This window comes from Paraburkholderia caledonica NBRC 102488 (assembly GCF_000685095.1).
Taxonomy (GTDB): Bacteria; Pseudomonadota; Gammaproteobacteria; order Burkholderiales; family Burkholderiaceae; genus Paraburkholderia; species Paraburkholderia caledonica.
In genome coordinates, this window is record NZ_BAYE01000004.1 from 59,513 (window position 1) to 80,369 (window position 20,857).

Sequence of the window (20,857 nt, forward strand, 5' to 3'; positions counted from 1 at the left end):
TTATAGAAAGGAGTACTTATGAAAAGTCCGGAGCTGAGCAAGCACGCTGCGGTTCGCCTGCAACAGCGTGGCATCGCGCCGCTGGTCATCGATCTGCTTCTGCAGTTCGGTGCCACCGAAAAATCCGGCGATGGCACCACCAGGCACTATTTCGACAAACCCGCCCGGCGTCGTCTGCGGTCATACGCCGGCCGGCTGGCCTCCCTGCTGGAAGCCCATCTTGACTGCTACGCAGTGGTCGGCGCAGAAGGCAGGGTCGTGACCGCCGCCCATCGCACGACCCGCATCAAACACTGAAACTTTGATTTTTAAAACCCCACCACGTTACACACGAGAGACCATGGACAACAACAACCGCTTCGCCAATTTCGCTTCCGCCATCGAGACACTCGTCCTTGATCGCGTCAGTCAACCGTCCGAGATTCCGGCGTCGTTCCTGCTGGGCCAGGACGGCCCGCTGACCAGCCACTACATTCCGTTCGATTACGTGAATTCCACTGCCCGACTGGTGCTGGTCGGTATCACCCCGGGATTTACACAGTGGAAAAACGCGATGCGTGAAGCGCAGGTGCAGCTTCGCGCGGGCGTATCGGCACACGTCGCTCATCGGACTGCCAAGCAGACCGGCGCCTTCAGCGGCGCGATGCGGCCCAATCTGATCAGCCTGCTCGATCACATCGGATTGCACCGGTGGCTCGGGTTGACCAGCTGCGACGCGCTGTTCGGCTCGGCCGGACATCTGGTGCAGACAACCTCGATCCTGCGACACCCGGTCTTCGTCGACGGCAAGAACTACAACGGCACGCCGAGCATGGTCCGCACCCCGTTCCTGCAGCAGCAGATCGACGAGCATTTTGCGGCCGAAGCTAAGGCCCTGGACAAGGCCGTGTTCGTGCCGCTGGGACCCAAGGTCAGTGAAGGGCTGGACTGGCTTGCGCGGCGCGGCGTGATCCCGGCCGATCGCATCCTGCATGGGTTGCCCCATCCTTCCGGCGCCAATGCGGAACGGATCGCGTATTTTCTTGGCCGCAAGGACCGGGGCGCCCTGTCAGCGAAAACCAATGCAGAAAAACTCGATGCGGTGAGTCAGGATCTCAGGTCCCGGGTCCTTCAGCTCCGGTAAAAGTAGCGATGAAACGACCACTTGATATATCGCCCCTCACGCAACACCAAAAGGAAATCGAATGGAATTGGATCGCACAGTCGCGTCGACCGATGAAGCTCGCATGGCAATTGACTTGCTAAATCCCCCATTTATACAATAAATCCCGCGCGAACCGTTATCTCGTCCATCGCATTACTTATTGTCGCGAATCAGCCGCGCGGCGTGATCCACTGCCTGCGCCCACGTCCGCATAGTGGCGAACGGCCAGCGCGTCTTTTCATGTGCGTCAGGATTGCCTTCCAATCCGCGCACAAACGACCAATGGCTGAAATTTTCGTCGCGCGTTATTTTGACCCACTGAGACAGGCCGCGAACATACTGGATGCGCACGCTTCCATCTGTCTTAGGGTGACTTGCCGTTAAGTCGGCATCCAGCCGCACGGTGCGCTCTTTCGGCGTTTTGCGGGGTGATCTTGCCATGTCACTCATGCGGTATCGTCCTATTGGTTGCTGCCCTGCGCGAATGGGCTGATCAGTCAGGCGGAAAGGCCGCAAGATGACGCGCACTTCTTCAGGTAGTTCGCCGGGTTGCCGCCAAGTTAGCAGTCTTTGGGCGCACACGCATAATGGTCTGTCCGTAGTCGCTCGCGAGCTGCGCCACGGAGACGCCCGTCGCGAGCTTCTGCTGTGCCTCAGCTGTTGCGCATCGGTCAGTGCGGAGGGGCGGCCAAACGTCTTACCTTCGGCCCGTACGCGGGCGAGACCACAGCCTGCGTGCGCTCGATCAGCAGGTCGCGCGCGAACTCCGCCACGGCGTTTAGCACGCCCATCGTCATCTTGCCTGCCGCGCTTGTCAGGTCAACGCCTCCGAGCGCGAGGCAATGCGCACGCCCCCCACTCCAGCCAGCTGTTCGACGGTGGCGCGCACGCCCCATCGCATTACGGCCTAGCCAGTCCAGTTTCGTGACGATCTCCCGCTGAGACGTACGTTTCTATCTGTTCATAAATTGACCGTTTTCTTGACGAGCACTCGACACCCGCGTTTTCGGGTTGCCGGTGACGACCAACGGAAAATCGACAAGCTCAAAGGCTTGCAGGCGTATGTGCGCTCGATCCGGCCGGACCTGCCGGCGTGCGCTAACTAGCTTGCTGCGCTTTGCGTATCTTGCGGTCCAGCCGCCGGGCCTCCTTCTCCAGCGCGTCAATCTGCCGGAGGAACGGGCGCATCTCGTCCAGCAGCTGGGCCTCCCGCTCCTGAAGTTGCGGGACCACGTGCGTGTAATCCCACTCGTATTGTTTCAGGGCGAGCCGCGTATCGGACCACGCGCGATCAATCGGGCGCAGCTTGGCCCGCAGCTCGCGCAGCTCCTGCCAGATGGCTTTCTGCCGTCGCTGGTCGGCCTTGATAAGGGCCATCCGGCGCAGTTCTTCAGCCAGTTCGGGGCTTATGGTCATGAACCGTGTTTTGGCCAGTTGCTGACACTCGCTGCGGTACGCCTGCAGACGCTCGAAAGGCTGCTCTACTGCGCCAAGGGACCTCGGAGCGTTGAACAGAATATAGCGTCCGCATTGCAGGCGACACAAACTCCCGGTATAGCTTCGTACTGGAAGATTTGTCGGTCGAACGGCGCCTTTCAACCCCACCGGTGAGACTCGGCAGATCAGCGGCTCAAGCGTGCGTTGATCGCTTGCGGGGTGAGCTCGTGACGGGCCAACAGCTGGCTCATCTTCGCCTTATCGTTAAAAAGCGGTCCGTCGAACGACATGGCCGACAACATGGCCTTCAGCCGGTCGGCGATTGACAACACATCTGCCTCAAGAAGAAAGAGCGGCCCGAATGTCGCGTCCTCTTCCCGGTCGAATCGTTTCGAGTTCGTCGCGAAGACTGCCACGACATGGTCTGCTGGAACCTTCAACTGATCCGTGCACCACTGGCGGCTAAGGAGCAACTGCTCCGCGTCGCCCTTTGAGATTTTGGCGGTCTTCTCGTTTTTCGCTTCAATGCAGAAAGTAAAGGCATCGAACCGCCACAACACATCGGGTCCTCGCCCCGTTTCCTTCTCCGGTCTGCTGGCTTCTGCACCGAGCATATCGCCGAGATCACTTAACGCCTGTTCCACCCGCTGCGCATCGCCGGAGTACGCAAGACGGGACCGGATCTCCTCCACGCGCGCGATTGCCGCGTTGGCGGACGAGAATTCGCCAAGAATCGTGCTGAGCAGCGCCGCTTGCTGATCGACCTTGCCGTATCGCTTGTCGGCTAGTTCAACAGGCCTCGGAAAGTCGCTGTTGATCTGGAATGCAACCCGGAAGATTTCCAGTGCCCTGGTTGCATCAACGCTATTTGCATAGGTGGCTTGCCTGTACAGGAGTTCGGACTTCTGGCGCGCGTGGAGCTCCGCGCGGTCGGCCTGCGACTGAAGCAGCGAGACGGCGCTCTGATGGTTGCGCGCCTTCGCCTTGAGCCACGCTTGACGCTCGGCGTTAGCAATCTCCTCGTTCAGGGTCAGCTTGCCAGCATCCCTGACGACCCTGCGTGCGGCGGCGAGTCGCTCCCGGTGTGCTTCCTTCCACCCTTCGTCACGATCCAGAAGTGCGTTTAGCGCCGACGACACGCCGTCGATGGGATTGCCGCCTTGCTTCAGATCTTCCGCCAGTTCCTTTCCGAGCTCTATCTGCTCACGACTGTTCGCCTCAAGCAGATCCTTGACGTCCTTGCGCCCGATCAGGGCAGCCACATCATGTCCAACGAGCAGGATTGCTGCAAAGTCAGCGCTGGAGCGCACGGCACGACCAAGCGCCTGCTCGAACCGGTTAATCGTCCGCACGTTATGCCCAGGGGAGTTGCGTTGCCGCTCTCCGTCAACCTGGTCGGCCAGACGGTCGCCCGTGGGCGTTCCATCGATGACAAGAATCCGGCATGCGTCATCGGCAAGATCGACCCCGTCGAAGCGCTGCGGAAAGGCGTAAAAGCGACCCCTGGATACGCGGCGCAGGTCGGCAACGGCGTCATCGACCATGTCGCCTGAGCGAACGCTGGCGCCGAAGGCATTCCATGCCTCGGCCTGCTTGCGCGAGGAAGTGAGCACCACCACATTCGCGCGCGCGGAAAGCTTCTCGCAGATCGGGCCGATTTCCTTACGGCTCAACGCCGGATCGATCAGCGCGACAGGCAGAATCATGCGCTCGCCCGCGCCACGATCCGATGCGATCTCGATCACTTGTCGTAACGCGTCGGGATCACAATCCATATCGCGAATGAGGGCAGCCCCGTCCTTGACGCTGGCCGACATGAATAATCGATGTTTCGCGCCGGCGTAGCTCACATTGTCTTCGACGGGCGGCACATAGCAGGAGAGTTCGGCACCGACGCCGGAGATACACAGTCGGACGTACTCGAAATATCGCGCGATATTGCCGAAATGAAAACGGACCTCGTTGTCGTCGGCGTAGTCGTTCAGGATTCCTGCGACCGTTTCGTGCTGCTGTTTCCAGATCCAGAACGGCACTTCAAATACAGTCTCTGGTTCATTGTTGTGAATGCCGCGCCAGATCTTCGGATCCGACGGCTCGCATAGAGGGCTGAACAACGCCCGCAGCACTTGATAGGCATCGTCGGGCACGGACACGCTATAAGCGGCCCGGATCCGCTCGATGCCCGCATGCACGTCGTCAAAGATGACCGCTGCGGGCACCACGTTGTCGTTCTCGAAAATATTGCGCGCGTTGAACAGGCGGTCGTAGGTGCAGGCGAGGATGGCTCGACCTTCCAGCGCGCCGTGGGGCCGCCCTTTCGCCGGAAACGTTTCTACCGGGACGCCGATGAGCGGCCCATTCTCGACCACCTGGTCGACCAGCTGCTTCGTCGGGCACACGTAGACGATCGGTTCGCCGGGGTATCTGCGCCGCATGAATTCGGCGTAGACCAGTCCGACGAGCGTTTTTCCGGACCCCGTGCTCAGCTTCAGGACGACGTCCTTGTTCTGCAACTGCGTGTCCAGAGCGCCCAAGGCGTCGCTCTGAACGGTTCGCAGGCTTTGGTGCGTCGCTTTGCGGTCGAGCTGGTCAAAAAGTTCGGCCAGCGTGCCGGGAGTACCTGAGCCACCCGACTTTGCCATCTTTCCGAAGTTGATTTTCATAATTGTCTTCCTGGTTGCAGTGCGGGGCTAGACACGCTCCTGGCGCGCCTCTTCCGGCGAGGCGAACGAGTATACGCGTCCAAATGCAGACATAGAAGCACGCGTCCTACGGGTACCGAATGATCCGCCAGTCACCGGTGTTTTCGATCAAACGTTTGAACGTCGCTAAGCTCACGAGATCAGCTTTAGAGGACCGCGCGGGTCGACACACCGTTCAGGGTCGGTCAGCGACATTCGAGCCGCGTCAGCGTGCGTATAAATACGCCTTTGCGGCGATACCTCGCCGTTACACGCGGATCCGCTCCACCTCGTCCAGACCGATGTCGTCGCGTCGCCGGTCGTACAGCTGCGTGGTGCGCGTTGACGCATGGTTCGCCATCGCCGCGGCGTTCTCGAGCGTGCCGCCATTCTTCAGGTAGGCAGTGATGCCGGTCGCGGAACGTATGGTTGCCGATCTTCGTGGCGATATCCGTGGCGAGCGCCCGGCGCCGCACCATCGCGTACGCGTTGGCCTGCGGCAACGGTGCAGTGCTCAGCTGCCCGGTGCCGCGTGCGATTGTGCGAAAGAGTGGCCCTTTCGGGTCATTCGCGATGCCGGTGCCTTCGAGATACGCGTGCAGGTACGCCTCGAGTGTGTGGTGGCAGGGCATGGCGTGCGCCTTGCCGCCCTTTTCACGCAGACGCACCCACAGGTGCCGCTGCTGTACGTGGACGTCTTCTAGGCGCATGGCGAGCGCCGCGCCGACCCGCGCGAACGAAAACACCATCAGCGCAATCAGCGCGCGGTCCTTCAGCCCGATCGGCGTGGTCACATCGATGCGTCGAGCAGCTACCGCGCTTCCGTTGCATCGAGCACCGGCGTCTTGCCCTTTTTCTTGGTGTGACTGGGGCCGCGCACCGACGCGGCCGGGTTATGCCGCACGACCTGGCCGGTGACGAGCCCATCAGTTATTGGAAGTGAAATGCGCTCAGCCCGAAAGCAGCCCAAGGTCCCAGACTCAATCTGGACATGACGGTTGAGGTCAAGGAACAGCTCGAACTGATTCGCGACGAGGTTCATGCCGACAGCATGGGCGAGGTCATCCGGCGCGCGCTCGCTGTATACGATTACCTGCAAAGCGAGCAGGCCAATGGCGCGCATCTGCTGATCGGCACCAAGGACGGCGTCGAAAAGGGCTTGCCGCTTTTCTGTAGCCACTCACCGCATCGCCTGAAAAACTGAAAGCGTCCGGGCAGGCAACGATGCCATCGCCCACGGTATCGGCAGCGAGGAGTGAAAGCCGTCGGGTCCGAATCGTAGGTGAATTGATTCGGACCCTGTGCGGCGTTGTTCTAACGCGCGAGCGCGCCCGTTCATCAGCTAAGCGCTTTTCTTTACTGCTCCCAATTTCGAGCCCAAGCTCCTCTTGATGCTGAAATCGATGTGATACCGCGGTAACACTGCAGCGGTAAGTCCTTCCTCGGACAGAAGTTCATCGATCTTATCGTCGGTCCAATGCTGCGAGCCACGTAACGCATTGGCACTCAGGACAACCTCGACCAAGGACTGCTCAAACCATTCCCGGACAACCTCGTTGACGGTCCCGCTCGCACCCGGTGTCGATGCGAACTGTGCCGACCAACGCGTGATCATATCCTTGAAGATTCGGAAGTCCGAGTTCACGAGAATCAGATTTTCCTTCTTGAGGTACTTCGCGGCACGATCTTCCAGATCTCCCTGATTTCTCGTTCCCTCGGCTAGGCTGATCCATCGGATCCGTGGGAAAACGTCAGGCTTTGTCGGCTGACCGGGAACGCCCTTGTCGGAAAGAAAGAGCGCATACGCGGACGGCACCTTTCCAGCAACCTTTCCCGTGCTACCCGCGCTCTTGCGACCATGCTTGTCGGCCCCTTCAACTTGTCCGCCAGACAACGCGGTGGTTTCCCCATCAACCAAGACTGTGCCGCTCTCGCTGGGCCTATAGCGGCTCAAGTTGAACAGATCTTCCACTTGTTTGAGTCGATCCCGGATCGAATCAGAATGGTCGGTTTTTTCAGAGGTCGACGCGACATCTTCCATCAGCGCAATAATCTCCTTGGGCATGTTCGCGCGGAATTCATCTTGCCAGTCTGCCCATGGACAGGGACGCCCCGCGATCAGGAGATTGGTCCGGGCAGTGTTTGTGGTGATTTCGTCGCCCACCGGTTCGACGTAAATGACTACTCGGTTGTAGCCAAAGACGACGCCAAACCCTTGGAGTGCTGCCGTGCTTGAACGTCCGGAAGTGCTCTCGTAAAGCTCACCTTGCCATAGTGCCGCAGTATGTCCGCTCGACGCAATAAACCCCGAGTTCTGCGTCAGCGCGGGTTCCTGCTTCAGGATCCACCAATACGCGACTGCGGATTGGAGTGAAAGCGAACCCTTGTAAGTCGCATGCCCGTCCAGATAGCGCTTCTGACCGGTAATCGTGCGCAACAGGTTGCGATCCTTGTCGCTGCGATCGAACGTCCAGCCCTCGCGCGCCTTGATAGTGATACCTTCCGGAATGTCGTAGAAACGCGTGTTGAGATAGCGTGTAACCCATCGTGACGGGCTCGGTGCGCCCGGCGGCGCGTCCATGGTGTTGTGATCTTCCGACCGCCCCATCAGTACGACTTTGGTGCCATGTGTGCCGACCTGGTTTGGCTTTGCTTCGTCGGTGAGATAAGCCCAGTAACCAAATGTGCCGTCGGGTCGTACCATCTGCTGCAAACCATATTCACCCGTTTTCGGGTCTTTCCAAAGATTGATAATGGTGCCGACGCCGTTTTTCCACGAGATATATTGAAGACCAGCAGGGTTGCGCGTAGCGGCAGAAATTTTTGCACCGACCCCGTAATTCGTGACATGGGACTGAATGACGCTGGAGGAGGACAACTGGTTGATGTATTTAACCATCTCCTCTCCGTCCATACCGGTGCCGGTATCGGTGATGGACAAACGATAAACCCCGAGGAGTTCATGGTTGAGCCAATCAACATCCCAAACAATCTCTCCCTTCGTGTCGGACAATCGTTGAATGGCTTCGATCGAGTTCTTTGTCAATTCCCGGAGGAACTGCAGATCGTCACAGTCCATCCCAAGACGGTCGAGCATGAACCCGGTATTGGCAACCTTTAGCGCCAAGGTGTTGCCTGGCTTCAGTGTCGTACTCACAGCATGACTCCTTTGTTTCGAAAGATGGGGGGAACGACCTTTCGTTTCAGAGGTGTCTCATCCCAAACTCCATCATGCGAGCCGAAGCCAGGACGAAGAGAGTCGAGATTTCAACGACATAAAGATTCCGCTTCCGGTCTGGAAAAGTCAATGACGAGTGACCCTCTATTCTTTCGAGAATCCACATCGAATCGACTGAGGAATTCGGCTTCGCGCTGCATTCCGCCGAGGCGACGAGTGGGTGGCCATCGCTTCGGCGTTCTCGAGCGTGCCGCCGTTTTTCAGGTAGGCAGTGATGCCCGTTGCGCGAAATGTGTGCTTGCCGATCCCTATGCCGACGCCTGCCCCGCGCCGCACCATCGCATGCGCGTTCGCCTGTGGCAGCGGTGTGTAACTTAGTTTCCCGGTGCCTGCACGTCGTGCGGGACAGCGGATCTTTCGGCTCATCGCCCAGGCCGGTCTGTTTCAGATAGTCGTCCAGATACCCTGAACGGGTACGGCGACCCGTAATGCATGCCCGATTAGGTTGGAGTTATCGTCGCATATGCTAGCTTCTGCGGCTGGTATGTTCTTCATCGTCGCTGGCCCGTGATCGACGCGCCTGTGTAGCGTCGCGCCGAACATTGTGCGCGGCTTCGCAGGGGTGGACGCATACGTTTATCCTGGCGCATATCACAACGCACCGGCTCGGCAATCTGCTGCGCTTGACTATTATCCGATCATGAAAGCGCCGGAACTGGACATAACATCTGATCTCGTTTTGCGTGCGGCTTAGCACGACGGTCAAGCCGCGCCCTTTTGAATCGCGGTTCCGCCCCGCTACACTGTCCCTGTAGGTCTCCCACGAAGGCATCCCATGAGCACCAAGGCGACACTTGCACATCATCATTCCGAGTCGGGCGAGCCATCTTGGCACTTCTATGAAGAGGTGTTCGAGATGGGTGTCGTCTATCTAGAATTGCAAGGCGTGGCGGTCGAAATGCGCACGCGCATGGGAGAACAGGGCGGCGCCGATGTCGTGGTGCGTCTGCCCATTGAAACAGCGAGGCAGCTCGGGCTGCATACAAACGTGTCACCCGAGAAATGGGAGCGCGCTTGCGGCCACGACAAGTTTGACACGGCTGATAGCCCTAACGTCATGCCCATTGAACGGCTACGTGGTTCGGTTCTTCGCTATGACAACCCGACTGACCCGGCCTTGCCTCCTGAGCAGGAAACTGACTGAACGCGGAGTGCGGGAAGCATCTCCTCAGCGTCCGGATGGCCGTTTCGACTCCGCGGCTCGCCTCCCCCGCCGATGCAGTGTTAGCGATCAGTTACTGTCGCCGGCCATGGCATCCTCCACCTTTGCCGCGAATCCTGCCCGGCGTTTCCGGCTCACAAATTCCTTCGCGAACGACTCCAGAAAACCCGCATATCGGCGCGAGCCGACGATGGCTGCCGCGTCCTTGTCAAATACCTCTGGCGTGACTTGGAACATGAAGCGGATCAACTGATCGACCTGGGCGATCACCAGTTGCACGTCATCGCCCACGCGAGCGGTCTCACCTAAGCCGCGCACGATTGTCGCGGCGAGACGTTGCTCCATTCCCCGCAACTCGCCGACGACCGTTTCGTGCGCAAGAAATCGCTCGATGGCGAGGTCGATCAGCGCAGTCGCCGTCGTGGACCTCTCCTGAGCCATGTCCTTCAAACGGGCCAAAACGGCGGGATCCAATCGGATCGATGTGTGCTCTTTCTTCATGAAAACCGGCATTCCAAGAATGTGCCCCGTTTTGCGGCACGAAAACAGCCAAAACGGCGACAGCGTAGCACGCTCCAAAGCTAATAGTGAGAGGCTTCAGCACGAAAAAATGAGCGGCGCTGGCGCACGCTCTTTATGTTCCACTATCTGTGGATTTTCGAGGTTAGAACTAGGTTTTCGGGATAAAACCGCAGCTTCGTGATGCCTCGAACGGCAAGCACGGGAGCCATAGGTCAACTTTGGCGCCAAGAACACGGTAGTCTCGCTTCTCGAGGGCACCGCGAGGGCAGAAAAAGGGCGTTCTGGGGGCAGGAAAATTCGCGTACGATGTGGCGGGTGCAATTCGAGTGCAACACGTGGGCGCAACGGGGGCAATGCTGGATAACTGCCGTCGCGATAAGTCCACCGCCTATCGTCAAAAAACTGCCCACAAGATGACAGACTCCAAAAAAGCGACTGAAGAATTTCCGCGATTCACCGTCACGGCGGCGAGCCCGTGTCGAACGAAAGCGGGCCGATTGCGAACTCTGTTTAATGAAATTGAAACTGCCCAGTCGGAAGGATGGCGACTCGAGGCGATTATTCGCGGCCTAGCTGAGCAGCAGCTCGATGTCACGCTGGAAACGTTAAAGAGCGCAATGAAACGGATTCGCGCGGAGCGCAGGAAACGGGGCGCCGTCGATGATCTTCGTAGCTCACCAAAAAATGAGCGTATTCAGGCACCGCCCGCGAATACCGCAAAGTCCGAGTTTGAAAGTGTAGCGAGGCAGAAGCAAGTCACTTTCTCCCCCGAGGGGTACAGGGATCCCATGCCGATGTTCACCCGGGACATCCACCGGCGCATCAATTTGGACGAGTAGCACGGATCCCGATGGCCGGCCGCGCTTCGAGGACGATCATGCAGAGACAATCGCAGAGAAATCTCAGCCTGCCTGCTTTAGGTTGGCGATGAGCCTTTGTATTCGGCGCGCACCTCGTCGCCTGAGGGACGCGTCGTCTCTGCTTGCCGGCGCAGTCTGGCCGCTTCAATACGTCCCAAGGCTCGCTCACGTACCATCGTCAAATTGATTTCACCGTTCGCCCAGCTTTCGAGATCAGCGATTGTCTCGGAATTCACAACCAGCCCTTCAAGCCTCTGCGTGGCAATCGCATTGGCTACCGTGGCACGACGTTTAGCAAGTTCCCAGGCGGGGAGCATGACCATGTCCTAGCTATTGATGTTCATTTCATGAGGGGTGTCCGCTTGGCTGCTAGCTCGGCAAAGTAACGCGCCATCAGCGTCGTCATCGTGGCCCCGTCGATTACGTTCCGCCTGCGCAATGCAACAATCATCCTTTCCGTATCATCCCACCCAACCTCGCGCCGAAAAACGCGGTCAAAGACCCTGTCGAAGGTGGTGTAACGGACGCCATGCTGCTTTGCGAGGCCCGTCACAAATTCGCGCAGGCTATCGTTTGGGATCTGCATCGTCATAACTCCGGCCCACGAACGTCTTTTCGGGCTGCAATTTCGACCGGGGCGGTCGCGCACCGCTTCCAGAAGCAATCGCTGATGGCCGCATTGCATACTACCTCGACCATGGGGGCGCGCAAAGACCCCCTGCAGGGCCGCACTGAACCGATCTCCGTGTGTCTAGGGGGGCGATGCTGCGATGCCCTGTTGGACGACTCCGACGCGGTGGTGGCTTCGTTGTGGGCGCTGTTTCGTTGCCAACAACCGTCTCTCACGCGAGCTGTAGTCGTCGGCCTCGCGGTAAACTTCGTGACAAAACACATCGGCACTCATAGCTACGGGGCAAGTTCAAGATATGCAAATTGGTCTTCGGCCATCAGCCACAGAAGAAAAGCGGCGACGTTGCGTCAGAACGGTCGTACTGATGCATGAGTTGATGAGGCGGACAGGCTCCGCGAATCCGAATCAGTTTGCCCAGTGGTTTGATGAGGCAACCGCCTCATGGGCGGACGTGGATGTTCCGAGCCGCAAACCGAGCAAAAAGATCAAACAGGTTACGGCAACGAAGGACCAAAAAAAATGGTACCCAATCATTAGAGGGGAGCAAGCACTTTCTCCTAAAGGGTTGGCGCAATTGTCGAAGCTGTTTCCAGACGCGGGTCAATATTTCCTGGAGGGGCCGGGTCGACTGTGGGAGGCCCTTTGGGGACCTGTTCATCAACTTTGGTCCATCGCCGCTTCTATCGGTTATGACACGCCTTACCGACCAGATCCTGAAATCGACGCTGGTGAAGCATTCACCGGCCCCGACCTGTCGTTTGAAGAATCGCTATACAACTTCGAATGCAGCCTGCTGCTGCGAGACCGGCGGTTTCTTGACGAAGAAATTGAGTTACGGGACTTGGCTGATTCGATTGCGCTGTATCGCCTACATCAAGTCGTGAACTCGGTCGGCGCCACCGACGGTGTGGGGGCATACCGGTGTGTTCGCATGTGCATGGACGCCGCCGAACTGTGGGATCAGTTTGACGCCTTCAACACCTTCAGCGCATTTTGCGTATATGGCGCAATCAACCGCGAGCTCGTCGACATGGAGATTCGCCGCCTGAAGTATGAGCCTTCCTATCGCAAATCAGTCGGCGTTTCCGCAGCCGACATTGAACGCTATGCCAAGTGGCCGGGCGCTTTTTGCTCCGAGGAAGAAAGGATGGATGTCTTGCGCATCAGCAGGTCGCCATCAGATATCGAGTTGAAGGTGCTGGGTTACCTTGAGTGGCTTGAAAATTCCGCCAGTCCGACCCTTCGCGAAAGTATCGAAAGTCGAATTCCACATCTTGCGAGGCTAAGACGCGTTAAAGATTATAAAAGTTAAAAAATCGCGCGCGCGTTACGGACCGGTGCTAGGGCCCGAACATCAACTGCAGCGCGGCGCCGGCAAAACAACCGGTGGCCGAAATCACGATACATCGGTGGGCGATAACACGTGTCTGTCCACAGGAAAGAGTGGGCGATAACACGTGTATTTCGGCGGCATTTCGCTACTTGGTGGGTGATACCACGATAGGTACTCTGTTCGTCAAATGCCCCGAAAGCGCGCGCGCCAATTTACGATGATCCTTCGTGTAAATCGTGACGATATCGCTCTGGCTCAGTAGCAGCCGATATTCTGGCAACGAGTCAGCAATCATCACGTCGCGCACCATCCGCCGAAACTCTTTGGGACTTGCCTTGCTGCCGGCCTTCTGCCGCAGCAGCTCCAGTCCAATGCGAGCGGTCGCCTGACGCCCACAGTGCTTTCGCGCGAGTTCATAAAGGCGCCGCTCGATCGGCTTTCTCAGGCGGAAGTAGTCCTTGTGGAGCGTGAATACCTCGAAGGACCGTATAGCGCTGAACAGCCAGATCGACAAGGTGATCTCAACGGCAATCATCGTCCCCGGCCGGTCGTGGCTCGCGATAGTTCTCCAGCTATCAATCAGCCCAAATCCTTCGTCGATCTGCATCCCGCCGGTGGAGATGTTGGTCGTTATAGTGGTCCCGTGCAATCGCCTTAAAGACAGCTTCAGTGCCCTGTACTCTGCCCCGCTTGTCCCGCGACCAGTGGTCTTGAAGAAATCGTATGCCATGAAGCGAACCGTTCGATAGTTCGCGTCCGGCAACTTGCGATCCACCGCCGCGGTAAGTTGCGAAGTCACATAAATGAGGACGTCCTTGTCATGCTGCGTCGCACGCCCAAGCACGCTCGGCGTGACCGTTATCCGACGTTTGCCGTCTTGGCTCGCCCACTGCTGGATCGAAAGGTCCGGCCGCGTGGAAAGTGAGAAGATCGGCACTTCCATGCTGGTGGCGTCGGCTTTCAGCGCAAAGCCGACGATATCGGCGAGGAAAAAATCTCGAGAAGCGCGGGAACTCGTTAGTCGCTCTGTACGAGCGACTTCGTCGTGACGCGGGCACAAATTCTAGGCCCTCGACGCAGGCGGCAAATTCGAGAGCTTCGAATCCGCGTGCCGCTTCTCTCTTGCCACTTGCTCCGCCTTGGTAGGCCGCCCTCGCCGCAAACGCCCCGTGGCTGGCTGCATCGGCTGGGATGCGCCCTCGGTCGCAACGTGACTCGCCAACCAATTCTCGACATCTTCAACTCGCCATAGGAGCCGCTTCGTGCCTGGAATACGGCATATCGGAGGAAGGGCAGCCGGGTTGCGGGTGGCGTCGCTGCGAATGCTGGCGACAGATTTCCGCAGGTATTCAGACAGCTGATCGACGGTTAAAAGCGCTTGCATGTTGGCCGGGGTGGGCCAAGGCGATTCGTGCACTTGGCCGCAGTGGGTTGCGAATGCATGCAAGGTTCGTCGGTTCAACCGTGGCGATCACGGTAATTTCCGAGCAAATTTTTTCCACCCCATCGCTGCATCGCGAAGAACGACCGGTCCGCCACAAATTTGCCACAACGGGTATGCAAAAAACTGCGAAATAAAGCAAAACAACGCACTACATCGCAAGACGTAGTGCGTTGTTTTTATTGAAAATTTTGGTGGAGAGGAGGAGGATCGAACTCCCGACCTTCGCATTGCGAACGCGACGCTCTCCCAGCTGAGCTACCCCCCCAACGTGCAAATTATTCTAGCACAAGCATTTTCCGTTTTGCCAAGCCGCCAGCCCAGCAAAAACTCACTTCGAAGGCGCCCCAGCAAGCACCCAATCGACCACCGCGCGAATATCCGCATCGCTCATCGACTGATGCGCGGGCATTGGAATCATGCCCCACACACCCGAGCCGCCGTCCTTCACCTTACGCGCCAACTTCGCGGGAGCCTGGGCGTCGCCCTTGTATCTGGCGGCGATCTGCTGAAACGACGGACCGACCAGTTTGCGATCCACCGCATGGCATCCCATGCAGGCATTGGCGTTAGCGACCCGCTGACCGCTCGGCATATCGGCCGCGTAGGCCGTCGATACAAACAAGCTCGCCGCCCTGAACATCAAAGAAGCGATAACAACGCCAACAACTCCGAGCTTCATTGCGGCGCCTTCGGATTGCCAGGATGCACCGCGTTCGAGTTCGTGACCGGCGCCGGCGCCTGCTGCTCGAGCGGCCTCGCGCTGACCGATGAGTCCGGAATCGTCCCAACCGTCGCCGCGCCAGCATCCGGCTGCGACGCGGCAACAGGCGCTGTCGCCGCAGCCGCATTTGCCGCCGCGGCCTCTTGCGGCTGGATGTACTGGAATACCTTCACGACCTGCGTGACGCCCGGCACCCGGCTGGCGACGTCCGCGCCGCGATTGCCTTCGTCCATCGTGACGAGGCCCATCAGATAGACGGAACCGCGCTCGGCGACGACCTTGAAATCGTTCGCCGAGATATCCTTCTCGGCGATCAGCGCGGTTTTCACGCGCGTCTCGAGATACGTGTCGTTCGTGCGCGAGGAGAATGAACTCGCCGGCATGATCGTGAGTTCGTTGACGATCGTATTCACGTTGTTTAAACCACGCACGACACTTTCGGCGCGCTGCTTGGACGCATCGCCTGCCACTTCGCCGGTCAGCAGCACGCGGCGGTTGAACACCGTCACGTTGACGTGCGCCGAATCCGGCAGGTTCTGACTGATCTGCGAAAGCGCCTTCACCTGGATCTCGCGGTCCTCGGTCTGCGCGCCGATTGTGCGCCGGTCGGTCGCCATCAACGCGCCCCCGCCCGCCGCGCCCGCAACGGCGAGAAAACAACCCTGCAACGTCGCGGACAACCCCGCCGCAAACCCAACCACCAGCACGGTTCTCACCAGTGTCTTCTTGACGCGGAATACGCTCATCAACTAGCTCTCCTTCGGATCAATCTCGGTCTTCGCCCAGCAACATGGCATCGATGCCGTCGCATAGACAATGGATGGTCAGCAAATGCACTTCCTGGATGCGCGCGGTGCGATCTGACGGCACGCACACGTGGATGTCGGTATCGCTCAATACTTCCTGCATGCGTCCGCCGCCCTTTCCACTCAACGCGACGACAATCATCTCGCGCTCGTGCGCGGCTTCGATCGCGGCAATCACATTCGCGGAATTGCCCGACGTGCTGATCGCGAGCAGGACATCGCCCGGCTGACCCAATGCCCACACCTGCTTCGAGTAAATCTGCTCGAACGAATAATCGTTAGCGATGGCGGTGAGCACCGACGTATCGGTACTGAGTGCGACGGCCGGCAAGCCAGGCCGCTCGCGTTCGAAGCGGCCGATCAGTTCAGCGGCAAAATGCTGCGCGTCCGCTGCGGAACCGCCATTGCCGCACGCAAGAATACGGTTGCCGTTGGCAAGCGCGGCAAACATCGTGTCGATTGCTGCGGCAATCGGCATCGACAAGGTTTCCAAAGCTTCGAGTTTGACTGCCGCGCTATCGCGGAAGTGTTGTTGAATGCGTTCGACTGACATCGAGTCTCTATCTTCTACCGCAAGTAAGCCGCGACATGCGGCCGTGTTGTGAAGTTGTGTGAATGAAGTCTTGCTGCAAGCAATAGCGCTCCACTGAACTTTGAGCGCAACGAACTGTGTGCGTTTCGACACCTCGCAAAATGCGCTGTGAAGCACGCTGAAATCTCACCATTTCGCCCCGTAGCTCGCACGCGAGCGCAAGTTTATCGCACTAACCCTGTTTCTCCGCGCATTGCGTCACACTTCGTCTGCACGGAAAGCATCGCGTAACCAGACGAGGCGCCCCGCTTCGAACGCAATCACGTCGAAGCGGCAAGCGGGCTGATCCCGCGAATGCGAACGCTGGGTCGCAAGATAGTGCTGCGCGGCGCGTACGATTCGTTGCCGCTTCTGCCAACCGATGCTCGCAGCCGCGCCGCCATACTTGCGTTGCGCGCGCGCACGAACTTCGACGAATACAAGCGCGCCATCGCGCTCGCGCATCACGAGGTCGATTTCTCCGCCGCGGCAGCACACATTGCGCGCCACGAACCGCAAACGCTGACGCTGCAAAAACTCCTGCGCACGCACCTCGAATGCCGCGCCGACGAGTTTGGACCCCGCCTGCCCGGAAAAGTTGTTTGTTATGGCGGCGCTTGCGTTCGGCTTCTTGCCCGCCGCGTCGGCATTCCTCGCTCCGGCCGGAACGCGCGGCGCTGCGTGGCACAATGACGGCCTCATTCCGTCCGTTTGCGTTTTCTGCCTCATGACTCCTCTCTCTGAACTCGCGCAAGGACAGCAGTACCCCGCCGCCGCGCTGTATGTGGTGGCCACGCCGATCGGCAACGTCGCCGACATCACGCTGCGCGCGCTGCATGTGCTCGGACTCGTAGATCGCATCGCCGCGGAAGACACGCGCAACACTGGTCAGTTGCTTGCGCGCTATGGCATCTCAAAGCCGCTCATCGCGGTTCATCAACATAACGAGCGAGCCGCCGCGCAACGCATCGTCGAGCATTTGCAAGCAGGCGAGCGCGTCGCTTATGTGTCCGACGCGGGCACTCCCGGCATTTCCGATCCGGGCGCAAAACTCGTCGATGCAGCTCGCGAAGCGGGCTTCGCAGTGATTCCGCTGCCGGGCGCCAGTGCTCTTGCCACCGCGCTGAGCGCGGCGGGGGATTGGGTCTCGACGTTCTCGTTCCTCGGCTTTCTTCCGCCGAAACCTAAGGCCCGCGCCGCCGCGCTGCAAACGCTCGCGCAGCATCCGCACGCGATGGTCTTTTACGAAGCGCCGCACCGCATCGTCGAAACAGTGCAGGCGTTGGCCGATGCGTGGGGCGGCGAGCGCAAGCTGCTCATCGCGCGAGAACTGACGAAGTTACACGAAGCCTTGCACTGCGGCACCCTGGCCGAAGCGCCAACGTGGCTTGCGGCCGATCCAAACCGCCAACGCGGTGAGTTCGTCCTGGTGGTCGAAGGCGCGCAACAGGCAACGGCCGGCGAACACGATCACGACGCGTTGCTCGAGATGTTGCTGGAGGAGTTGACGGTGAGCAGCGCGGCCAGGATCGCGGCGTCGATCACCGGCGCGTCGCGCAACGCGCTGTACACGCGCGCATTGGCGCTCAAGAAAGAAGAGGATTGAGGGAAGCGGCAGAGCCCTCCACGCAGCAGCAAAGATCAAACAAAAAAGGGCCGCCCATGTGCATGAGCGGCCCTTTCGCTTTTTTGCAAGCAGGCGTCGTTCGCCATGCCGGTCGACGCAAACAGCGCCGTGCGCCTATTACTTCTGCGCGATGGAACCCGAATCGGAAGCCAGCGTTTCGTCACGCGCCTGGCGCGCTTCGTCCTGCGTCAAACCTTCAATCTTCACGCGCGCGGTGCCCGCATGGCGCATATCGAGAACATTCGCTGCCGCCATCGACAGATCGATCACGCGGCCGCGCGCATACGGACCGCGGTCGTTGATTCGGACGACGACGGAGCGCGAAGTAGCGGGATTCGTCACCCGCACGTACGAACCGAGCGGCAACGTGCGATGCGCTGCGGTCAGCGCGTGCATGTCGTAACGCTCGCCATTGGCGGTGCGGCGGCCATGAAAGCCGCGGCCGTACCAGGAGGCGCGTCCGGTCTGATGAAAGTCCGAAACACCGGTACTGTCATCCGAAAGCGGCTTTGCATCGGCCAGCGACTGCCCTTGCGCGGCAGCATCGGCGGACGCCGGCGCGCTGCCGTAGGCTTGCGGTCCGAAAGACGCTGCTTGCGCGGTCTTTGTGCGGAGCGGCACGGCGCTTGCGACGCTGCTGTCGGCGCCCGGCGGCGTGGCGCAACCGGCCAGCACAAAAAAGGCAAAAAGTGTCCCCAGACTACGGGATAACCGAGTTTTCATAAGACGTGCAATCAAATTGTCGAGCCGCATCACGCGTAGTTGAGCGTGTTGCCTGCGACTCCGGCGGCAAAGGACGACAACGCGCCGCGCAGACGAGCGCAGAACGTCAAAGCCCGGATGCGGCTCACTCAGCCGCTACCGCACGGTTAATTTTCACGTCTGGCGCAACCTGTCCCCGGCAGCCTGACCAGACCCCACATGCCGCCATCGAACGTGGCAAACACGTTCTTGCGCGCGAAACTCAGCGTGCAGGAACGGCGGCGTAGGCCCCACCCAGCGTCACGACCGTAAGAGTCGTAGCAGGCGCGCGGCGCCTGGCTGGACAAGACGTGTGCATCGAAAGCTCGATACCTGATGGCCGTCCAAAACCGCGACAGCCCATACTTGAGTGGCGATCCGCGCTCCTATTTTTGATAGGGACGCATCGCCTTGTGGCAGCACGATTCCTCGCGCATGGGGTCCATTATACCTAAAACAGAATGCTGTGTTGCTAAGCGACTGAAAACCTTGATGAATCTTCACCGTTGCTGCAAAAATCAACAGACAAAACGCTGCGCGGCAAGCATTCGCGGGCGCCGGCAAACCTCGGCGCGGCGCGTCGAGACGCCGGTACAATCAACGTTTTCCCCGCGGCGCCGTCATACATGAAAGTCACTTTGATCCCCGTCACGCCGTTCCAGCAAAACAGCTCGTTGCTCGTTTGTGAGGCAACCGGGCGTGCGGCCGTCGTCGATCCGGGCGGCGATCTGGACGTCATTCAGGCTGAGATCGCGCGCCAGAACGTGAGCGTCGAGAAAGTCTTCCTGACGCACGGTCACATCGACCACTGCGCAGGTGCGAAGACACTCGCCACGCATTACGGAGTGCCGATCGAAGGCCCGCATCCTGACGAACGCTTCTGGCTCGACAAACTGCCCGATCAAAGCACGCGATTCGGCTTTCCCGCAGCCGACGCGTTCGAGCCCGACCGTTGGCTCGACAATGGCGACACCGTGCAGTTCGGCGACGAGACGCTCGAGGTCTATCACTGCCCGGGACATACGCCCGGCCATGTGGTGTTCTTTAGCCGCGCGCATCGGCTAGCGCTGGTCGGCGACGTGCTGTTCGCAGGTTCGATCGGTCGCACGGATTTTCCGCGCGGCAATCATGCGGATCTGGTGCGCTCGATTCGCGAAAAGCTCTGGCCGCTCGGCGACGACGTCACCTTTGTCCCGGGCCACGGTCCCACGTCGACATTCGGCGCGGAGCGGCGTAGCAATCCCTATGTTGCCGACGGAGTCGTCGCATGAGCAGCGAAATCTATGTCAGCACCGACGTCGAAGCGGACGGTCCGATTCCCGGTCCGCATTCGATGCTGAGCTTCGCGTCGGCGGCCTATACGGAAGACAAGCAACTCATCGCCACTTTCTCCGCGAATCTGGAGTTGCTCGAGGGCGCCGCGCCGCATCCCGTGCAAGAAGCGTGGTGGAAGACACAGCCGGAAGCCTGGGCGGCGTGCCGCAAGGACTTGCAACGTCCGGAGGCGGCGCTCGCGGCGTATGTCGACTGGGTGGAGGCGCTGCCCGGCAAACCGGTGTTCGTCGCGATGCCAGCCGGCTTCGACTTCACGTACATGTTCTGGTACATGATGCGCTTTGTCGGCCGTTGCCCGTTCTCGTGGTCGGCGCTCGACATCAAGACACTCGCGTTCGCAATGACCGGCTTGCCGTATCGCAAGAACATCAAACCGCGCTTTCCGAAACACTGGTTCGACGAACATCCGCATACGCATGTGGCGCTCGACGACGCTATCGAGCAGGGCGCGCTTTTCTGCAACATGCTGAAGGATCTGCGCGCAATGCAGGCGGCAGGCTCGGCGGCCGACGTAGAAGGGGACGCGTCAGGACAAAATCCCGCTGAGGAACCGGCAAATTAGGTAATCTCCCTCGCTCAGGCCGTTTTGCATTGCGTTTCGTTT

General features: G+C 59.4%; 23 protein-coding genes, 1 tRNA gene and 1 pseudogene. 9 read left to right on the forward strand and 16 right to left on the reverse strand.

Annotation, left to right across the window (positions count from 1 at the left end):
* Positions 1-18 precede the first annotated feature (18 nt).
* Positions 19-297, forward strand: coding sequence for a hypothetical protein (locus BCA01S_RS09690; protein WP_027776737.1), 279 nt, complete (start codon positions 19-21; stop codon positions 295-297).
* Positions 298-340: 43 nt separating this feature from the next.
* Complete coding sequence (locus BCA01S_RS09695; RefSeq protein WP_027776738.1) at positions 341-1,123, forward strand: hypothetical protein; 783 nt, start codon at positions 341-343, stop codon at positions 1,121-1,123.
* 174 nt (positions 1,124-1,297) lie between these two features.
* Here the strand turns inward: BCA01S_RS09695 and BCA01S_RS09700 are convergent, their stop codons facing one another.
* The 5 genes and pseudogenes from BCA01S_RS09700 to BCA01S_RS34720 all read right to left on the reverse strand — a co-directional run.
* Positions 1,298-1,594: a hypothetical protein gene (locus BCA01S_RS09700; RefSeq protein ID WP_156955042.1), complete on the reverse strand. Its 297-nt coding sequence runs from the start codon at positions 1,592-1,594 to the stop codon at positions 1,298-1,300.
* A gap of 221 nt (positions 1,595-1,815) precedes the next feature.
* Complete coding sequence (locus BCA01S_RS39630; protein ID WP_425176306.1) at positions 1,816-2,040, reverse strand: recombinase family protein; 225 nt, start codon at positions 2,038-2,040, stop codon at positions 1,816-1,818.
* 202 nt (positions 2,041-2,242) lie between these two features.
* Positions 2,243-2,560 carry a hypothetical protein gene (locus BCA01S_RS09710; RefSeq protein ID WP_244145980.1) on the reverse strand — a complete coding sequence of 106 codons (318 nt, stop codon included), beginning with the start codon at positions 2,558-2,560 and terminating at the stop codon, positions 2,243-2,245.
* Positions 2,561-2,766: 206 nt separating this feature from the next.
* Complete coding sequence (locus BCA01S_RS09715) at positions 2,767-5,244, reverse strand: DEAD/DEAH box helicase (protein WP_027776741.1); 2,478 nt, start codon at positions 5,242-5,244, stop codon at positions 2,767-2,769.
* A gap of 286 nt (positions 5,245-5,530) precedes the next feature.
* Positions 5,531-6,190: pseudogene (locus BCA01S_RS34720) on the reverse strand (tyrosine-type recombinase/integrase); the annotation flags it as partial.
* A gap of 123 nt (positions 6,191-6,313) precedes the next feature.
* On the opposite strand from BCA01S_RS34720, the gene BCA01S_RS09725 reads away from it, so the two are divergent.
* Positions 6,314-6,466 (forward strand): hypothetical protein, encoded by a 153-nt coding sequence (locus tag BCA01S_RS09725; RefSeq protein ID WP_156955043.1) that lies wholly within the window; start codon positions 6,314-6,316, stop codon positions 6,464-6,466.
* A gap of 138 nt (positions 6,467-6,604) precedes the next feature.
* Here BCA01S_RS09725 and BCA01S_RS09730 read toward each other — a convergent pair whose 3' ends face one another.
* Positions 6,605-8,419: an ATP-binding protein gene (locus tag BCA01S_RS09730; RefSeq protein ID WP_027776743.1), complete on the reverse strand. Its 1,815-nt coding sequence runs from the start codon at positions 8,417-8,419 to the stop codon at positions 6,605-6,607.
* 856 nt (positions 8,420-9,275) lie between these two features.
* Here BCA01S_RS09730 and BCA01S_RS38705 point away from each other — a divergent pair.
* The gene (locus BCA01S_RS38705; RefSeq protein WP_052369447.1) at positions 9,276-9,644 is read left to right on the forward strand and encodes a hypothetical protein; all 369 of its coding nucleotides are present in this window, start codon (positions 9,276-9,278) and stop codon (positions 9,642-9,644) included.
* Positions 9,645-9,731: 87 nt separating this feature from the next.
* On the opposite strand, the gene BCA01S_RS09745 is transcribed toward BCA01S_RS38705, so the two are convergent.
* Positions 9,732-10,163, reverse strand: coding sequence for a ribbon-helix-helix domain-containing protein (locus BCA01S_RS09745; RefSeq protein WP_027776745.1), 432 nt, complete (start codon positions 10,161-10,163; stop codon positions 9,732-9,734).
* A 374-nt stretch (positions 10,164-10,537) separates the two neighbouring features.
* Between BCA01S_RS09745 and BCA01S_RS09750 the strand changes: the two genes are divergently transcribed.
* Entirely contained in the window at positions 10,538-11,023 is a 486-nt protein-coding gene (locus BCA01S_RS09750) for a hypothetical protein (RefSeq protein WP_027776746.1), read from the forward strand.
* Positions 11,024-11,100: 77 nt separating this feature from the next.
* Here the strand turns inward: BCA01S_RS09750 and BCA01S_RS34730 are convergent, their stop codons facing one another.
* Complete coding sequence (locus BCA01S_RS34730) at positions 11,101-11,361, reverse strand: antitoxin VbhA family protein (protein ID WP_156955044.1); 261 nt, start codon at positions 11,359-11,361, stop codon at positions 11,101-11,103.
* Between the two features lie 23 nt (positions 11,362-11,384).
* Complete coding sequence (locus tag BCA01S_RS09760) at positions 11,385-11,630, reverse strand: hypothetical protein (RefSeq protein WP_027776747.1); 246 nt, start codon at positions 11,628-11,630, stop codon at positions 11,385-11,387.
* 409 nt (positions 11,631-12,039) lie between these two features.
* Here BCA01S_RS09760 and BCA01S_RS09765 point away from each other — a divergent pair, with 409 nt between their 5' ends.
* Positions 12,040-12,987: a hypothetical protein gene (locus BCA01S_RS09765; RefSeq protein ID WP_027776748.1), complete on the forward strand. Its 948-nt coding sequence runs from the start codon at positions 12,040-12,042 to the stop codon at positions 12,985-12,987.
* Between the two features lie 166 nt (positions 12,988-13,153).
* Here the strand turns inward: BCA01S_RS09765 and BCA01S_RS34735 are convergent, their stop codons facing one another.
* From BCA01S_RS34735 to BCA01S_RS34740, 6 genes are all read right to left on the reverse strand, one after another.
* The gene (locus BCA01S_RS34735; RefSeq protein WP_255218471.1) at positions 13,154-14,068 is read right to left on the reverse strand and encodes a replication initiator protein A; all 915 of its coding nucleotides are present in this window, start codon (positions 14,066-14,068) and stop codon (positions 13,154-13,156) included.
* 573 nt (positions 14,069-14,641) lie between these two features.
* Positions 14,642-14,717 (reverse strand) — tRNA-Ala (locus tag BCA01S_RS09780).
* Positions 14,718-14,780: 63 nt separating this feature from the next.
* Positions 14,781-15,131, reverse strand: coding sequence for a c-type cytochrome (locus BCA01S_RS09785; protein ID WP_027776749.1), 351 nt, complete (start codon positions 15,129-15,131; stop codon positions 14,781-14,783).
* Positions 15,128-15,919: a BON domain-containing protein gene (locus BCA01S_RS09790; RefSeq protein ID WP_027776750.1), complete on the reverse strand. Its 792-nt coding sequence runs from the start codon at positions 15,917-15,919 to the stop codon at positions 15,128-15,130. The genes BCA01S_RS09785 and BCA01S_RS09790 overlap by 4 nt, the downstream gene beginning before the upstream one ends.
* A 19-nt stretch (positions 15,920-15,938) precedes the next feature.
* Positions 15,939-16,532 carry a phosphoheptose isomerase gene (locus BCA01S_RS09795; protein WP_027776751.1) on the reverse strand — a complete coding sequence of 198 codons (594 nt, stop codon included), beginning with the start codon at positions 16,530-16,532 and terminating at the stop codon, positions 15,939-15,941.
* Positions 16,533-16,769: 237 nt separating this feature from the next.
* Positions 16,770-17,240: a YraN family protein gene (locus BCA01S_RS34740; RefSeq protein ID WP_408257476.1), complete on the reverse strand. Its 471-nt coding sequence runs from the start codon at positions 17,238-17,240 to the stop codon at positions 16,770-16,772.
* A 37-nt stretch (positions 17,241-17,277) separates the two neighbouring features.
* On the opposite strand from BCA01S_RS34740, the gene rsmI reads away from it, so the two are divergent.
* Positions 17,278-18,156 (forward strand): 16S rRNA (cytidine(1402)-2'-O)-methyltransferase, encoded by an 879-nt coding sequence (gene rsmI / locus BCA01S_RS09805; RefSeq protein WP_027776753.1) that lies wholly within the window; start codon positions 17,278-17,280, stop codon positions 18,154-18,156.
* Positions 18,157-18,294: 138 nt separating this feature from the next.
* Here rsmI and BCA01S_RS09810 read toward each other — a convergent pair whose 3' ends face one another.
* Positions 18,295-18,900: a septal ring lytic transglycosylase RlpA family protein gene (locus BCA01S_RS09810; RefSeq protein WP_408257359.1), complete on the reverse strand. Its 606-nt coding sequence runs from the start codon at positions 18,898-18,900 to the stop codon at positions 18,295-18,297.
* 644 nt (positions 18,901-19,544) lie between these two features.
* Here BCA01S_RS09810 and BCA01S_RS09815 point away from each other — a divergent pair.
* Together BCA01S_RS09815 and BCA01S_RS09820 are read left to right on the forward strand one after the other, a co-directional pair.
* The gene (locus tag BCA01S_RS09815; protein WP_027776755.1) at positions 19,545-20,189 is read left to right on the forward strand and encodes an MBL fold metallo-hydrolase; all 645 of its coding nucleotides are present in this window, start codon (positions 19,545-19,547) and stop codon (positions 20,187-20,189) included.
* Positions 20,186-20,815: a 3'-5' exonuclease family protein gene (locus BCA01S_RS09820; protein WP_027776756.1), complete on the forward strand. Its 630-nt coding sequence runs from the start codon at positions 20,186-20,188 to the stop codon at positions 20,813-20,815. The genes BCA01S_RS09815 and BCA01S_RS09820 overlap by 4 nt, the downstream gene beginning before the upstream one ends.
* Positions 20,816-20,857 lie beyond the last annotated feature (42 nt).

What these genes read in the sequence shown, in the direction of transcription:
- BCA01S_RS09815 (WP_027776755.1), top strand. Translation starts at nt 19,545, where the DNA reads ATGAAAGTCACTTTGATCCCCGTCACGCCGTTCCAGCAAAACAGCTCG.
- BCA01S_RS09760 (WP_027776747.1), bottom strand. Translation starts at nt 11,630, where the DNA reads ATGCAGATCCCAAACGATAGCCTGCGCGAATTTGTGACGGGCCTCGCA.
- BCA01S_RS09785 (WP_027776749.1), bottom strand. Translation starts at nt 15,131, where the DNA reads ATGAAGCTCGGAGTTGTTGGCGTTGTTATCGCTTCTTTGATGTTCAGG.
- BCA01S_RS09710 (WP_244145980.1), bottom strand. Translation starts at nt 2,560, where the DNA reads ATGACCATAAGCCCCGAACTGGCTGAAGAACTGCGCCGGATGGCCCTT.
- BCA01S_RS09715 (WP_027776741.1), bottom strand. Translation starts at nt 5,244, where the DNA reads ATGAAAATCAACTTCGGAAAGATGGCAAAGTCGGGTGGCTCAGGTACT.
- BCA01S_RS09810 (WP_408257359.1), bottom strand. Translation starts at nt 18,900, where the DNA reads ATGAAAACTCGGTTATCCCGTAGTCTGGGGACACTTTTTGCCTTTTTT.
- BCA01S_RS09790 (WP_027776750.1), bottom strand. Translation starts at nt 15,919, where the DNA reads ATGAGCGTATTCCGCGTCAAGAAGACACTGGTGAGAACCGTGCTGGTG.
- BCA01S_RS09700 (WP_156955042.1), bottom strand. Translation starts at nt 1,594, where the DNA reads ATGAGTGACATGGCAAGATCACCCCGCAAAACGCCGAAAGAGCGCACC.
- BCA01S_RS09795 (WP_027776751.1), bottom strand. Translation starts at nt 16,532, where the DNA reads ATGTCAGTCGAACGCATTCAACAACACTTCCGCGATAGCGCGGCAGTC.
- BCA01S_RS09695 (WP_027776738.1), top strand. Translation starts at nt 341, where the DNA reads ATGGACAACAACAACCGCTTCGCCAATTTCGCTTCCGCCATCGAGACA.
- BCA01S_RS34730 (WP_156955044.1), bottom strand. Translation starts at nt 11,361, where the DNA reads ATGCTCCCCGCCTGGGAACTTGCTAAACGTCGTGCCACGGTAGCCAAT.
- BCA01S_RS09765 (WP_027776748.1), top strand. Translation starts at nt 12,040, where the DNA reads ATGCATGAGTTGATGAGGCGGACAGGCTCCGCGAATCCGAATCAGTTT.
- BCA01S_RS09750 (WP_027776746.1), top strand. Translation starts at nt 10,538, where the DNA reads ATGCTGGATAACTGCCGTCGCGATAAGTCCACCGCCTATCGTCAAAAA.
- BCA01S_RS09820 (WP_027776756.1), top strand. Translation starts at nt 20,186, where the DNA reads ATGAGCAGCGAAATCTATGTCAGCACCGACGTCGAAGCGGACGGTCCG.
- BCA01S_RS09690 (WP_027776737.1), top strand. Translation starts at nt 19, where the DNA reads ATGAAAAGTCCGGAGCTGAGCAAGCACGCTGCGGTTCGCCTGCAACAG.
- BCA01S_RS09745 (WP_027776745.1), bottom strand. Translation starts at nt 10,163, where the DNA reads ATGAAGAAAGAGCACACATCGATCCGATTGGATCCCGCCGTTTTGGCC.
- BCA01S_RS09725 (WP_156955043.1), top strand. Translation starts at nt 6,314, where the DNA reads ATGGGCGAGGTCATCCGGCGCGCGCTCGCTGTATACGATTACCTGCAA.
- rsmI (WP_027776753.1), top strand. Translation starts at nt 17,278, where the DNA reads ATGACTCCTCTCTCTGAACTCGCGCAAGGACAGCAGTACCCCGCCGCC.
- BCA01S_RS39630 (WP_425176306.1), bottom strand. Translation starts at nt 2,040, where the DNA reads ATGGGGCGTGCGCGCCACCGTCGAACAGCTGGCTGGAGTGGGGGGCGT.
- BCA01S_RS38705 (WP_052369447.1), top strand. Translation starts at nt 9,276, where the DNA reads ATGAGCACCAAGGCGACACTTGCACATCATCATTCCGAGTCGGGCGAG.